The organism is Maribacter aurantiacus, assembly GCF_005780245.1.
Taxonomy (GTDB): domain Bacteria; phylum Bacteroidota; class Bacteroidia; order Flavobacteriales; family Flavobacteriaceae; genus Maribacter; species Maribacter flavus.
In genome coordinates, this window is record NZ_VBUK01000011.1 from 1 (window position 1) to 14,290 (window position 14,290).

The following is a 14,290-nucleotide window of genomic DNA, read 5'->3' on the forward strand; positions in this document are numbered from 1 at the left end:
TGCTAATTGCTAATTGCTAATTGCTAATTGCTAATTGCTAATTGCTAATTGCTAATTGCTAATTGCTAATTGCTAATTGCTAATCGCTAATCGCTAAAAGCCAACAACCAATGAACAAAAAATTCGAAACAAACGCCATACGGAATCAGTTGAAACGCACGGAAAACCTGGAGCATTCCGTACCTATGTACTTAACGTCCAGTTTTGTCTTTGAGGATGCAGAGGACATGCGCGCCTCGTTTGCCGAGGAGAAGGAGCGTAACATCTATTCCCGCTATTCCAATCCCAATACCAATGAGTTTGTGGATAAGGTTTGCCAAATGGAAGGGGCGGAGCAGGGCTTTGCCTTTGCCTCGGGTATGGCGGCCGTATTCTCGACATTGGCGGCCTTGTTGGAGAGTGGCGACCATGTGGTTTCGGCAGCCAGTATTTTTGGGTCTACCCATTCCCTGTTCAACAACTTTTTTCCAAAGTGGAATATTTCCCACAGTTATTTTGATGTACATGATTTGGATTCCATAGAAGGACTCATTCAACCGAATACCAAATTGATCTATGCCGAAACTCCTACCAATCCAGGTGTGGATGTGCTGGATTTGGAAGTGTTGGGCCAGATTTCGAAAAAACATAACGTTTTGTTGGTGATCGATAACTGTTTTGCCTCGCCCTATTTGCAGCAACCTATTAAGTTTGGCGCGGATTTGGTCATTCATTCCGGTACCAAACTAATGGATGGTCAGGGACGCGTCTTGGCAGGTATTACCGTGGGTAAGGCGGAACTGATGGACAAGGTCTACCGCTTCTCCCGTATTACGGGTCCTGCCCTTTCCCCGTTTAACGCCTGGGTATTGAGCAAGAGCTTGGAGACCCTGGCAGTAAGGGTAGATCGGCATTGTGCCAATGCCCTTAAATTGGCCGAATTTTTGGGAACGCACGACCGGGTAAACTGGGTAAAATATCCCTTCTTAAAGTCGCACCCAAAATACGATGTCGCAAAAAAGCAGATGAAGGCCGGTGGCTGTGTGGTCGCCTTTGAGGTAAAGGGCGGACTGGAAGCTGGCCGAAAATTCTTCGATTCCATAAAACTGTTGTCCCTCTCCGCCAATTTGGGGGATTCCCGTAGTATCGTGACCCATCCGGCCTCGACTACCCACAGCAAGCTGTCCGTGGCCGAGCGTGCCGCCAGTGGTATTACCGAAGGTATGGTCCGTATTTCTGTAGGTCTGGAGCATATTGATGATATAATTGCCGATATTTCCCAGGCGTTGGGGTAATTACAAATTCTTCAAAATTGTCAGTTCGAGTGATTTTCACTAGAAAATAGTATCGAGAACATTTTGATTTAAACGTGTCCTTCTCGATACAAAATTACAATGCGATTTCACTCGTAGTGATAAAAGTGTCTTGCCATTCATTTTGAGGGTTCTGGGGTGGTGAAGGAAGTGCGTTTGGAGAACACCAGAGGCTTGAACCACAGCCTATAATTTTCCTTTTTTTCAGGATAAATGGTTACTTTTTTTTGGTAAAAAAACTATATTTAAGGATTCCCCCTGTTTTAAACTTTGGATTCAAAAAGCATTGACAAATCTGTATACTTGTCATGGTCTGATGGTTAATCCTATTCCAAAGGTTTTAACGTAAAGAAGTAACCAATACTAAACTAAATACATGTAACCATGAAAAAGCAATTCGTGCACGCAATCGTCGTTCTATGTGCAATTTCCCAATGCTGGAGTTGTAAGGAATCCCAAGAAATGGAAATGCAATCTGGAAAAGAATATTCGGAGGAAATCAAGGAAATCATCATGGCGAAGAACGCCGAAATAGAAAAGTTGTATGCGGAGGGAATGATCGACTCGGCGGCGACCCATTTTGCCGAGGATTGTATCCAGTTACCGCCCAACCAACCGGCTATCATTGGAAATGAAAATTATAAAGCGGCTTGGAAGCAGAACATGCAATTCGGTACTTGGGAATTTGACCTGAACACCGAAAAGGTAAAAGCCAGTGGTGATTTAGCTACGGAATACGGCTCCTATTCCCTGACCTTTAGTCCTAACGAGAATTCTCCCATTCCGGCCATGGAGGACATGGGGAATTATGTGGTGCTTTGGGAAAAAATCGATGATGATTGGAAGGTTCTGTGGGATGCCCCGGTAAGTTCCGTACCCATGCTTATGCAGGCAACGGATTCTATCCCCAGCCAATAGCTCTCGCTCCCTCACGATTCCAATCGTATGGTCTTAAAAGAGACCATTAATAAAGAAACAAGGTAACTACTGGTTCGTAGGCCATGGTTTTGAATTATGGAAATAATTGTTCCACGGGTATTTTCATTTTTTTTAGGCAGACTAAAATCTCAAATTCCGAGTTGCTTTGGGGAACTGCGGATCGTTTTGTAGTTTGTCGGCTAAAATCATCCTAACATGACCACGTTTGCGGAGAAAGTAATCTCCTTTCATAAATATCTATGCTTTGACGCGCCCCTGGGGGAAAACATCCAGGTGATGAACCCCTTTTCGGAAAATGAAGCGGTGCTCCACATATTGGAGCAATTCTATACCCAATTTTTTAGGGATACTCTGTCTCGACGTATCGTCTTGGGAATCAACCCGGGTAGGCTGGGAGCCGGGGCCACGGGCATTCCCTTTACGGACACCAAACGCTTAGCGGAGGATTGTGGCATTGAAACAACCGCCATCCAAACACACGAGCCTTCCTCCGTTTTTGTCTACGATATGATCAATGCCTATGGCGGTAGCGAAAAATTTTATAGCCAATTTTATATCAATTCCGTTTGCCCCTTGGGCTTTATCGAGAAAAATAAAAAAGGGAATTGGGTCAATTGCAATTATTACGATTACCCGGAACTGTTTGAAGCCACCAAAGATTTTATCATCACCACCCTAAAGGAACAGATTGCCTTTGGTATCGATACCTCGGTCTGTTACATTCTGGGAAAGAAGAATGCCAAATTTTTCAAGAAGATCAATGATGAGGCCAAGCTGTTCGATTCTTTTGTGGTCTTTGACCATCCAAGGTACATTGTTCAGTATAAACTCAAACAAAAGGAGGCGTATATTGAGCAGTATTTGAGGGGATTAGGGGACTAGTTCCTTGTTTTTTACTATTAATTGTTTTAATTTTTATTTCAACAGATTCGGCGCAGAAGATGGCAACGACGCTAATTTTGGCCTGTTTTCAAACCATAACTGGTGTAACCTTTGTGCTTACGTATTTTATTCATTTATAGTGGTGGTCACTGCATGTTTATCTTCTTTGGAAGACGTATCTTTATCTTAGAATGCGAAATTCAATCCGTTGAAAATTATGACCGAAACCAAGAACTTTTTCACCACTTATAAGGATGCCGTTTGGAAGAAGGACGCCAAGGCATTGATAAACCTATATAGCCCAGAAATGGTGGCCTTTGATATGTGGGACCAAGGTTTTTATGGTTCATTGAAGGAGTGGATTCCAGAAATGGAGCATTGGTTGGGTTCCCTTGGTGAGGAAAGGGTTCAAGTGGATTTTGACCGTATCAGGCTTCATGAGTCGGATGCCCTTGGCTTTGTCAGTGGGTATATTTCCTTCAAGGCTATTGCACCGGATGGAAGGGTTTTGCGGGAAATGACCAATAGGATTTCGGTCGGTTTTACCAAGGAAAATGGCGATTGGAAGGTAGTCCACCAACATATTTCGGCCCCGGTACGTTCTTCAGACCTTACTGCTGTCCTGGAGCTTTAAATTGGAACAAAATATAGATGGGACAATTGCATATAGAATCTTTTTTTCCATAGAACTCTGACGCAACCATTTAAAGAAAAGCAAATCTAAATTGAAAAGAACCATTATGATGCCAATCCGCTATTTTCTAAAGAACCACATCCTTATTATTCTTTCATTTTTGTTTTTCCTAGGTTGTTCCAAAGACGATGACAACAGTTCCGATGCATTGGTAGGCAATTGGACGGTTGCGTACTTTATAACTGACGGTGACCTTAAAATCACCAAGGATGATAATCCCACTTGGCCAGAAGTTAATGATGGAGAAATCACTGCAACATTCGGTGAGCCTGATGGAAATGGAAAGGGAACATTATCGGGGACCTCGGTAAGTAACTCCTATACTGGAAGTTATACGGCGAAAGGTAATGGTGAGCTGACCATTGGTTTCATTGCTTCTACGCTTGCCACTGAACCGGAATGGACATCCTTGTACAACATTAGTGCAGCACAAGAGTTTGAAATTAAAAACGGTAAGCTTTTTATTTATTACAATGACAGATTGAATGCAATTGTCTTTGATCGAAACTAAAGCTTTATTTTAGGTCCAAACCCAGACCGATAAATTCTAATGGCATGATTTTTCTCATGTTTTAAACCCCGTATCAGGGCCATCTTTGCGCCCTTAAAATAGAACCCATGAACATAGTAAGTAAGGAAGAAGCCGTTGGAATCGTAAAATCTGGAGACCGAGTCTTTATCCAGGGTGCCGCCATGACACCCAATACCCTTATCGATGCCCTGTGCGACAGGTACCTGGAACTTAAAGACGTAGAGATAATTTCCATTCATACGGAAGGGGATGCCAAATATACCGTGGAGCCCTACAATCAAAGTTTTAAGATGAACAGTTGTTTTGTGGGTCGCAATGTGCGCACCGCCGTAAACAGTAGCTTGGGCGATTATATCCCCATTTTTTTGAGCGAAATCCATCTGCTCTTTCGTCAGGGAATTTTGCCCTTGGATGTGGCGATTGTGCAGGTTTCCCCCCCGGATGTACATGGTTATTGTTCTCTAGGGGTTTCGGTCGATGTGGCCCTCCCGGCCATTGAAACGGCCAAAAAGGTAATCGCCCAGATAAACCCTTTCGTACCCAGGACGCATGGCGACGGTATTATCCATATCAAGGACATCGATTGTGCCATTGCCGTGGAAAGTCCCATACATATTCATGGGGTCACCGAGGTTTCCCCCGTGGAGGCTGAAATAGGAAAACATGTGGCCGACCTTATCGAAGACGGGGCCACCTTACAGATGGGCATCGGGAGTATTCCCAATGCGGTTCTCAACAATTTGGGGAACCACAAACATCTGGGCATCCATACGGAAATGTTTACGGACGGGATTCTTCCCTTGATAGCATCGGGCGTGGTTACAGGTGAAAAAAAGAAAGTAAAAACGGGCAAGATCGTCACCTGTTTTGCCGTAGGCTCGCAAAAACTGTATGATTTTGTGGACGACAATCCATTGGTACATTTTAAGGAAGCGGCGTATACCAACTATACGGCGATTATCCGAAAAAACCCAAAAGTAACGGCCATCAATAGTGCCATCGAAATCGATTTGACCGGACAGATTTGCGCCGATACCATAGGAAACCGACAATTTTCCGGGGTAGGGGGACAAATGGATTTCATTAGGGGCGCTTCCCTTTCCAAAGGAGGGAAACCCATTTTTGCGATGCCCTCCGTGACGGCCAAGGGAATTTCCAAAATCACCCCGTATTTGAAGCAAGGGGCCGGCGTTACCACCACCCGCGCCCACGTGCATTATGTAGTGACGGAATATGGTACCACCAATCTCTTCGGGAAAAACCTGAAGGAAAGGGCAAAGTCGCTCATAGCAATTGCACATCCGGACCATAGGGAGGAACTGGAACGCGCGGCTTATGAGCGTTTTAGAAGTTGATGTACATGATACCCATCGAAACCCAAAGACTCCATATCCAAGAGGCAACCCTAACCGATGCCGATTTCATTTATGAACTTTTGAACAGTCCAACGTGGTTGGAACACATTGGCAATCGGGGGATACGGACTTCTGCCGATGCGGAGGCGTATATTCAAAATAGCTTGTTGGCATCCTATCGGGATTATGGCTTCGGACTTTGGAAGGTTTCTGTAAAGGATACCAATGTGCCTTTGGGTATCTGCGGATTTTTAAAAAGGGATTATCTCGATGCACCCGATATCGGCTTTGCCCAATTACCCCAATTTGAAGGCTTTGGCTATATGTTGGAAGCGTGCCGCTCCGTCATGGACTATGGTGTATCGGCACTGAACTTCCCAAAAGTGCTGGCGGTGACAACATCCAATAATGTACGCTCCCAAAAACTGCTGTCAAAACTGGGTTTTTCGGAGATCGGCACCGTGCAGCCTTCGAACAAAGAAACGCCTTTTCGATTGTATTCCAATCCCTAGGAGGTAATCCGCTAATTACCCCAGCAGTTCCCGTTGCTTTAAAAAGGGCTGTTTGTACGAGCGTTTTCCGGTCGCCTTGTACATGGCATTCGCCAAGGCGGCAAAAATAGGAGGGAAGGAAGGTTCCCCCAATCCCGTAGGATGGATGTCACTTTCCACAAAGTGCACATCGATTTCCTTGGGCGCCTCGCGCATGCGGATTATGCGATAGGTATCAAAGTTCCGTTGGTACGGCACACCGTCCTTAAAGGAAATTTCCCCGTAGAGGGCATTGCCTATTCCGTCCACGATACCGCCCTCGGCCAGATTCGTTGCGGCATCCGGGTTGACCACGATTCCACAATCGATTGCGCAGGTTACCTTTTGAACGACCGGTTCATTGTTTTCCCACGTCAGGTCCAATACCTGGGCCGCATAGGAATTATGGCAGAAATAGGCGGCCACGCCTCGGGCCACGCCGTCCCTATTGGACCAATTGGACTTTTCCTTTACGAGTTTCAATACGCCGGCATAGCGGTGGGCCTTATAATCATTATTTTCCCCAACGGGATTGTGCTGGGCGCGTTCCAATAGTTCCAACCGAAAGTCTATGGGGTCCTTACCAGCGGCTTCGGCCACTTCATCCAGAAAGGACTGTTCTGCACAGGCGATAAAATTGGAGCTGGGCGCCCTAAAGGAACCTACGGTCAGGTTGGTGTCAATGGTCCAATCTTCCGCCAGGTAATTTTCAACGGCTCCTGCGGGAAAACGGTTTTCATGCAGGGGACTCTGAGGAATTCCACCCGTTTTTACGTGAAAGCCAATGAGGTTGTTATCGGCATCCAGTGCCGCCCGAAAGGTAGCCCTGTAGGAGGGTCGGTAAATACCATTGGTCATATCGTCCTCGCGGGAATACACCAATTTTACAGGGGCCTTCATTTTCTGGGAAATAAGGGCCGCTTCCACGAGCCAATGTGCATAGGACCTTCGGCCATACCCACCGCCCAAACGGGTCATCTGTATCTCTATATTTTCAATGGGCATGCCCAATCGGGCCGAAAGGGTCTGTTCCGTTAGTTCAGGTTTTTGCAACGGACCAATGAGCAAGGCTTTATTATCGGAAACATCTGCAAAAAAGTTCATGGGCTCCATGCAATTGTGCGCCAAGAAAGGGGCCGTATAGGTTGCTTCGATAACCTTGGCTGCATTCTTAAAGGCATTTTCGGGATTTCCGTCCCTACGTTTCACCGTCGCTTTTTTGGAAGCGATGGCTTCCATCTCAGCATAGTGTTTGGCTGTGCTTTCCAGTCCGCCCGGGGTGTATTCCTCCCATTTTCTGCCAAACCGGTTTCGGGTCTCCGTAATACCTTCAATGGGTTCACATTCAATTTTCAGTGCTTTTTTGGCCTGCATCACCTCCCAAGTAGAGTTTCCAACAACAACCGCTACCTCGTTGAACGTTCGCGTATCGAAGAAGGCTTTCTCATAGTCGTCATTAAATACCTTGATGGTAAAGATGGATTTGATACCGGGCATGTTTTTTGCCTCGCTGTCATCAATGGATTTTAGTTTGAGCCCAAATGCCGTTGGCGTTACGATCATGGCGGTCAGCATGCCCTCTTTATAGGTGTCTACTCCAAATAAAGGTTTACCCGTAACGATTTTGTGGCCGTCCACATTTTTTTGGGATGTACCAATAATGGTGAAATCCTTGATTTCCTTTAATTGCACTTCTTCGGGCACATTCATAGTTGCCGCAGCGGATGCCATTTCGCCATAGGAAGCACTTTTGTCACTTTCGGTATGTGTTAAAATGCCATTACGTGCACTGATTTCTTCTGATGGTACTTGCCAATCTTGGGCCGCCGCAGCAATCAACATGGCCTTAGCGGAGGCACCGGCCATACGCAGCCCTTCCCAACCCCTGCGAATGGATTGGCTTCCACCCAAAAATTGAAGTGTAAAAGCCGCCGTATCCAAGGGTGCCTGCTCCACGATTACATCCTTCCAATCCACGCCCAGCTCATCCGCAACAATCATGGGCATGGAGGTCTTTACATTTTGACCTCCCTCCGGATTAGGTGATAGAATGGTCACCTGACCATTGTCCGCTATTCTTAAATATCCGTTGATTTTAAACCATTCCTTTGGTAGTTGGTTCACTTCTTCCGCTGACATTTTGCAGGATGCTAACCAGCTAAAGCCCAGTACCATTCCACCACCGGCCAAGGCACTACTTTTTATAAATGATCGACGTCCAATTTTGGTTTTAACGATGGTCACTTATTCAGATATTTTAGATTCGTTTTGAGCATTATCCTACTAATGGCGGTTTGTCCGTTATAAAGGGTTGATGATAATGTCTTCTGCCCGTAGCCTTATACAATGCATTCGCCAAGGCCCCCATAATGGGAGGAAATGGCGGTTCGCCCATGCCTGTTGGGTCTATGTCATTTTTCACAAAGTGCGTTTCAATGGATTTTGGTGCTTCGCTATGTCGAATCAATCGATAACGGTCAAAGTTGTTCTGTTCTGGAGTACCGTCCTTAAAGGTAAGGCCACTGTACATAGCATGGCCAATTCCGTCAATAGCTCCCCCTTCGGATAGGTTCGATGCCGCATCGGGGTTTACCACAATACCACAATCGATGGCAGCCGTAACTTTTTGAACGACGGGTTTGTTATTTTCCATGACCATATCCAATACCTGGGCAACGTAACTGTCGTGGCAGAAATAGGCTGAAACCCCTCTGTGAACTCCCGCTTCGGATTGGCCCCAATTCGCTTTTTCTTTTACCAATTCCAGCACCCCTGCATATCGGGCCGCGTCATAATCGTTGGATTCCTTTTCCCCGACCGGGTTCTCTTGGGCTCGTTTTAGTAGTTCCAATCTGAAATCGATGGGATCCTTGCCCATTTCCTCGGCCAGTTCATCCAAAAAGGACTGTTCCGCCCCGGCGATAAAATTGGAGCGTGGCGCTCTAAATGCACCGGTGGTAATGTTGGAATTAAGGGTAAAGTCTTCAGCTAAATAATTGTCAATGGCTCCGGCAGGGAATCGATTGGCGAATACTGGGCTTTCCGGAATTCCACCTCCCTTTACATGAAAGGCTATCAATTTATTATCTGCGTCCAAGGCCGCACGATAGGTGGCATAATACGCTGGGCGATAAATCCCTTGCGTCATATCATCTTCCCGACTATAGACCAATTTCACGGGAGCTTTCATTTTTTTGGATATCAAGGCGGTCTCCACCATAAAATGGCCATAAAGCCTCCTACCAAAACCACCTCCTTGTCGCGTCATTTGAATATCAATGCTTTCCAAGGGTAATCCTAAAACTTCGGAAACGGCGGGTTCCATCCATTCTGGGGTTTGTGTAGGACCTAATAACTCCGCATGGTCTTCCGTTACATGTGCAAAGAAATTCATGGGTTCCATGGTATTGTGTGCCAAAAACGGACAACTATAACTCCGCTCAATAATTTTGGCGGCATTTTTAAAGGCGGTTTCAGGATCGCCATCTTTGCGTGTTACCTTTCCTTTGGAAGTCACCAATTCCTTTAATTTGGTGGTATGGGTCTCCGAATCTTCCATACCGGCGGGAAAGTTAACTTCCATATCATTGCCGAACATGGTTACGGTTTCTGTAATATCGGAAGCGTTTTCCCATTCGATATTCAAAGCTTTCTTGGCCTGAAATACCTGCCAAGTGCTTTCCCCTACCACAGCGATCAACTCATTGAAGGCCGTAAAGTGAAAGGTATTTTTTTTGTAATCTTCATCGTATAGTTTGATGGAAAAAATATCATGAATTCCTGGCATCTGCTTGGCAGACTCCGCATCAAAGGATTTTAGTTTCATGCCAAAGGCAGGCGGATGAACCAATGAGGCGATCAACATACCTTCCCGCTGTACGTCCAATCCAAATAGGGGTTGGCCCGTTACTATTTTTTTGCCATCCACATTTTTACGTGATGTTCCGATAATGGAAAAATCTGCAATCTCCTTTAATTCTATTTCTTCGGGCACTTCCAAGCTCGCCGCAGATGAAGCCATTTCGCCATATCCGGCGGAATTGCCGCTTGCTTCGTGTGATAGAACACCTGCAATAGCGGCAATTTCTCCAGCGGGCACCTGCCACGCCTGTGCCGCTGCATTTTTAAGCATCTGTCTGGCGGTGGCTCCCGCCATACGTAGGTTTTGCCAAGAACTGCTTATCGATCTACTGCCGCCGGCCACCTGCCAACTATACAGATTTGTATTTAAGGGTGCTTGCTCAACGACCACATTTTTCCAGTCAACCTCCAGTTCATCCGCCACGATCATGGGCATGGATGTTCTTACGTTCTGACCAATTTCGGGATTGGGAGACATGATGGTAACTACCCCGTTGTCCCCAATTTTTAAGTAGCCATTGATTTCATACCATTCCTTTGGCATTTCAGGTTCGATGGCCATGGCCACGGCCTCAGCTCCTTTTGGTTTACAGGAATTCAACCAACTGAATCCAAGGATAAGGCCGCCTCCAGCGACGCTGGTATTCCTAATAAATGCGCGTCTTCCCAATGTTGTTTTTATGTGTGTCATGGTCCTATGAAGTTTGAGTGCTATTGGCAGCCATTTTAACGGCTTTCTTAATTCGTGTATACGTGCCGCAGCGGCAGATGTTTCCGTTCATGGCATTTTCAATTTCTACGTCCGAAGGGTTAGGATTTCTCTTGAGCAAGGCAGAAGCTGTCATAATCTGACCTGCCTGACAATACCCACATTGGGGAACATCCACTTCCAACCAAGCTTCCTGTACCGGATGGTCTCCATTTTCTGAGAGCCCTTCTATGGTGGTGATTTCTTGGTCACCAACAGAGGATACGGGTAATTGGCATGACCTTACCGCGTTGTCGCCTAGGTGAATGGTACAGGCCCCACATTGGGCAATACCACAGCCGTATTTGGTTCCTACCATTTGCAAATGATCGCGAAGGACCCAAAGCATGGGTGTTGATGGGTCTACATCTACTTGCTGAGACGTACCGTTGATTTTTAATGAGAATGCTGCCATAATTTTTGATAAGTTGTTGTTCTTGTTGAAATTACAAAATATTGATATACAAAGGGAAAACTAAGGTAGGGAAGTTCAAAATAAAGAAGGTTATATGACTTTTAGCTTTGGTTGGCGTGGAATTAAAAAAGTGTTGCCGAAAAAAACTTCGATAACACTTTTCAAATTTACGGCCGTGGGGTCGTAACGGTAATACCTAGCAATTATAGGCTAAGCAATATACTATCCCACTATTTCCTTTTCAAGAATAAAGGGTTGATTGTAGACGCGTTTTCCGGTTGCCTTATACATGGCATTCGCCAATGCCCCGATAACAGGTGGCAACGAAGGTTCTCCAAGTCCGGTAGGGTCTATACCGTTATCAACAAAATAGGACTCTATCTGTTTGGGCGCCTCGCTATTTCTAATTAAATGATAGGAGTCGAAGTTCTGCTGCTGCGGAACCCCGTTCTCAAAGGTCATTTGAGAATAAGTAGCATGTCCAATACCGTCTATGATACCCCCTTCAATCTGATTTTTGGCACTGATTGGATTGATTACGATTCCACAATCCACGGCACAAACAACCTTTTCTACCATAGGTTTGTTACCGTCCATGGTAAGATCCAATACTTGGGCTACATAGGAATTGTGGCAGTAATAGGCGGATACTCCCCTGGCTTTACCATTATCCAAACCGTCCCAATTGGCTTTTTCCTTAACTAATTTTAAAACACCGGCATAGCGTTCGGGGTCGTAATCATTTTTCTCAGGTGGTCCAACGGGGTCTTTTATCGCCCTGTCGAACAATTCCAAACGGAATTCGATAGGGTCTTTACCGGCCAATTCGGCTACCTCGTCCATAAAGGACTGCTCTGCACCGGCCATAAAGTTAGACCTAGGTGCTCTCCATGCCCCTGTCGTAATTTTGGTCTGTAGGCTTGTCTTTTCAGCTAAATAATTATCTACCGCTCCCGCAGGGAATCTATTTTCAAAAACTAAATCATCATTAGTTCCAACTCCCTTCACAGACCAAGCTATTAGATTGTTATCCTTGTCCAATCCTGCCTTGAACCTCACTTTGTAGGCAGGGCGGTAGGTTCCTTGGGTCATGTCGTCCTCTCGGGTATACACCAATTTGATCGGAGCCTGTACTTTTTTGGAAATAACGGCTGCCTCTACACCAAAGTGTCCGTAGAGCCTACGTCCAAATCCACCACCCATACGAGTCATGCCAACATCTATTTTATCAATGGGCAATCCTAACACAGAGGATAAGGTCTTTTCCAAAAACTCAGGAGTCTGTATAGGACCTTTGACTTCGGCCTTATCCGCAGTTACGTTAGCAAAAAAGTTCATGGGCTCCATTGTATTGTGGGCCAAAAATGGAGCACTATAGGTTCGCTCGATGACTTTGGCCGCACCTTTAATGGCCTTGTTAAAATCCCCATCGCTACGAGCTGGTTCTTTTGCGGGAGCATCCAACAATTTTGCTAAATCGTCCTCATAGCTTTCGGTACTTTCCAAGTTAGATGGGCTTTCCCATTCCACTTTTAAAGCTTTTTTGGCCTGCATGCACTGCCACGTACTTTCACCCACAATTGCAACTAGTTGTGGTATTCCACCTCCATCGGACCACTGTTTTTCAACCCCTTCTGGATATACATCAACAGGGAAAACATCTATAATTCCCGGCATGGATTTGATTGATTCGGCATCCATTGATTTAAAGGTTTGCCCAAAAGCCTCAGGATGCACTATCATGGCTGTAAGCATACCTTCCTCTTGGACATCGATTCCGAACAATGGTTTTCCTGTAACTATTTTTGGTCCGTCAACATTTAATCTGTCCGTACCTATTATCGTAAAATCATTTATGTCCTTTAATTCCACTTCTTCCGGAACTTCAATATTTTCTGGTGGGTCATTGGGAGAAGCTACGCCCACAGCGGCAGATGCCATTTCCCCATATCCCGCGGACTTGTTGCTAGCTTTGTGGTAGAGCGTTCCGTTGGATGTGGTCACCTCTTCCAAGGGGACCTCCCAAGCTTTGGCAGCAGCCTGTCTCAACATTTTTCTCGCTGTAGCACCAGCCATACGCAACCCTTCCCATCCTGCTCGGATGGATTGGCTTCCGCCGGCCAACTGTCTCTGGAAAACATCCAAATTTAGCGGCGCCTGTTCCACAATGACGTTTTTCCAATCTACGTCCAATTCATCGGCCACAATCATAGGCATGGCCGTTTTTACGTTCTGTCCGATTTCTGGATTGGGAGACATGATTGTTACCAATCCATTATCACCAATTTTTAGAAAACCATTGATGTCAAACCATTCTTTTGGAAGGCTGTTCACTTCTTCGGGGGTCATTTTACAAGAGGCGAGCCAACTAAAACCCACCATCATACCACCACCGGCAAGTGCCGAAGTTCTTATAAAAGATCGTCTTCCTATTTTTGTTTTTACGAGTGTCATTTTTTTTGATTTTTTTGGTGCTTTGTACGAGTCATGCATTCTGAGTCTCTGAGACTGCCATTTTTATGGCTTTCTTGATGCGTACATAAGTTCCACATCTACAAATGTTTCCGTTCATAGCCGTTTCTATTTCTTCATCGCTGGGGGAAGGATTTCGCTTTAGTAGGGCCGTTGCACTCATGATTTGACCGGCTTGACAGTAGCCACATTGTGGAACATCTATCTCTAGCCATGCTTTTTGTACTGGATGATCGCCGTTTTCAGAAAGTCCTTCTATGGTTGTAATTTCTTGGTTGCCAACAGAGGAAACAGGTAATTGGCACGAACGAATCGCGTTATCTCCCAAGTGAACGGTGCAGGCACCACACTGGGCAATGCCGCAACCATATTTTGTTCCCACCAATTTAAGATGGTCCCTGAGCACCCATAACATGGGTGTACTATCGTCTACATCGACCTCTAGGGTCTTTCCATTTATCTTTAAGCTGAATTTTGACATAGTGAGTTTGTTTTGAATCGGATGCTTCAAGTTACTAAATATTTATATGTAATGGAACAAGTATTGTCTTAGATTAACATTTTTTTATT

At 45.4% G+C, this 14,290-nt stretch carries 12 protein-coding genes; 7 read left to right on the plus strand and 5 right to left on the minus strand.

Features of this window, described 5'->3' with window-relative positions:
- Positions 1 to 110: 110 nt before the first annotated feature.
- The 7 genes from FEK29_RS15165 (at position 111) to FEK29_RS15195 (ending at position 6,206) form a co-directional block, all read left to right on the plus strand.
- Positions 111 to 1,274, plus strand: coding sequence for a trans-sulfuration enzyme family protein (locus tag FEK29_RS15165; RefSeq protein WP_138259286.1), 1,164 nt, complete (start codon positions 111 to 113; stop codon positions 1,272 to 1,274).
- A 402-nt stretch (positions 1,275 to 1,676) separates the two neighbouring features.
- Positions 1,677 to 2,210: a YybH family protein gene (locus FEK29_RS15170; RefSeq protein WP_138259287.1), complete on the plus strand. Its 534-nt coding sequence runs from the start codon at positions 1,677 to 1,679 to the stop codon at positions 2,208 to 2,210.
- A 216-nt stretch (positions 2,211 to 2,426) separates the two neighbouring features.
- Entirely contained in the window at positions 2,427 to 3,113 is a 687-nt protein-coding gene (locus FEK29_RS15175) for a uracil-DNA glycosylase family protein (protein ID WP_138259288.1), read from the plus strand.
- Between the two features lie 217 nt (positions 3,114 to 3,330).
- Complete coding sequence (locus FEK29_RS15180; protein ID WP_138259289.1) at positions 3,331 to 3,747, plus strand: YybH family protein; 417 nt, start codon at positions 3,331 to 3,333, stop codon at positions 3,745 to 3,747.
- A gap of 106 nt (positions 3,748 to 3,853) precedes the next feature.
- Complete coding sequence (locus tag FEK29_RS15185; protein WP_138259290.1) at positions 3,854 to 4,318, plus strand: META domain-containing protein; 465 nt, start codon at positions 3,854 to 3,856, stop codon at positions 4,316 to 4,318.
- 107 nt (positions 4,319 to 4,425) lie between these two features.
- Positions 4,426 to 5,694 carry an acetyl-CoA hydrolase/transferase family protein gene (locus FEK29_RS15190; protein ID WP_138259291.1) on the plus strand — a complete coding sequence of 423 codons (1,269 nt, stop codon included), beginning with the start codon at positions 4,426 to 4,428 and terminating at the stop codon, positions 5,692 to 5,694.
- A 5-nt stretch (positions 5,695 to 5,699) separates the two neighbouring features.
- A complete protein-coding gene (locus FEK29_RS15195; protein ID WP_138259292.1) occupies positions 5,700 to 6,206 on the plus strand; it encodes a GNAT family N-acetyltransferase in 507 nt (168 codons plus the stop codon).
- Positions 6,207 to 6,221: 15 nt separating this feature from the next.
- Here the strand turns inward: FEK29_RS15195 and FEK29_RS15200 are convergent, their stop codons facing one another.
- The 5 genes from FEK29_RS15200 to FEK29_RS15220 form a co-directional block, all read right to left on the minus strand.
- Entirely contained in the window at positions 6,222 to 8,468 is a 2,247-nt protein-coding gene (locus tag FEK29_RS15200; protein WP_138259293.1) for a xanthine dehydrogenase family protein molybdopterin-binding subunit, read from the minus strand.
- Positions 8,469 to 8,499: 31 nt separating this feature from the next.
- Positions 8,500 to 10,776 carry a xanthine dehydrogenase family protein molybdopterin-binding subunit gene (locus tag FEK29_RS15205; RefSeq protein ID WP_138259294.1) on the minus strand — a complete coding sequence of 759 codons (2,277 nt, stop codon included), beginning with the start codon at positions 10,774 to 10,776 and terminating at the stop codon, positions 8,500 to 8,502.
- Positions 10,777 to 10,780: 4 nt separating this feature from the next.
- On the minus strand, positions 10,781 to 11,248 hold the full coding sequence (locus tag FEK29_RS15210; RefSeq protein ID WP_138259295.1) for a (2Fe-2S)-binding protein: 468 nt from the start codon (positions 11,246 to 11,248) through the stop codon (positions 10,781 to 10,783).
- A 222-nt stretch (positions 11,249 to 11,470) separates the two neighbouring features.
- Positions 11,471 to 13,702: a xanthine dehydrogenase family protein molybdopterin-binding subunit gene (locus tag FEK29_RS15215; protein WP_138259296.1), complete on the minus strand. Its 2,232-nt coding sequence runs from the start codon at positions 13,700 to 13,702 to the stop codon at positions 11,471 to 11,473.
- A 31-nt stretch (positions 13,703 to 13,733) separates the two neighbouring features.
- Positions 13,734 to 14,201 carry a (2Fe-2S)-binding protein gene (locus FEK29_RS15220; RefSeq protein WP_138259297.1) on the minus strand — a complete coding sequence of 156 codons (468 nt, stop codon included), beginning with the start codon at positions 14,199 to 14,201 and terminating at the stop codon, positions 13,734 to 13,736.
- Between the last annotated feature and the right edge of the window lie 89 nt (positions 14,202 to 14,290).

Bases quoted from the DNA above. Each gene is read 5' to 3' on its own strand.
- FEK29_RS15215 (WP_138259296.1), bottom strand. From the start codon at position 13,702: ATGACACTCGTAAAAACAAAAATAGGAAGACGATCTTTTATAAGAACT.
- FEK29_RS15205 (WP_138259294.1), bottom strand. From the start codon at position 10,776: ATGACACACATAAAAACAACATTGGGAAGACGCGCATTTATTAGGAAT.
- FEK29_RS15180 (WP_138259289.1), top strand. From the start codon at position 3,331: ATGACCGAAACCAAGAACTTTTTCACCACTTATAAGGATGCCGTTTGG.
- FEK29_RS15210 (WP_138259295.1), bottom strand. From the start codon at position 11,248: ATGGCAGCATTCTCATTAAAAATCAACGGTACGTCTCAGCAAGTAGAT.
- FEK29_RS15170 (WP_138259287.1), top strand. From the start codon at position 1,677: ATGAAAAAGCAATTCGTGCACGCAATCGTCGTTCTATGTGCAATTTCC.
- FEK29_RS15165 (WP_138259286.1), top strand. From the start codon at position 111: ATGAACAAAAAATTCGAAACAAACGCCATACGGAATCAGTTGAAACGC.
- FEK29_RS15220 (WP_138259297.1), bottom strand. From the start codon at position 14,201: ATGTCAAAATTCAGCTTAAAGATAAATGGAAAGACCCTAGAGGTCGAT.
- FEK29_RS15195 (WP_138259292.1), top strand. From the start codon at position 5,700: ATGATACCCATCGAAACCCAAAGACTCCATATCCAAGAGGCAACCCTA.
- FEK29_RS15190 (WP_138259291.1), top strand. From the start codon at position 4,426: ATGAACATAGTAAGTAAGGAAGAAGCCGTTGGAATCGTAAAATCTGGA.
- FEK29_RS15175 (WP_138259288.1), top strand. From the start codon at position 2,427: ATGACCACGTTTGCGGAGAAAGTAATCTCCTTTCATAAATATCTATGC.
- FEK29_RS15185 (WP_138259290.1), top strand. From the start codon at position 3,854: ATGATGCCAATCCGCTATTTTCTAAAGAACCACATCCTTATTATTCTT.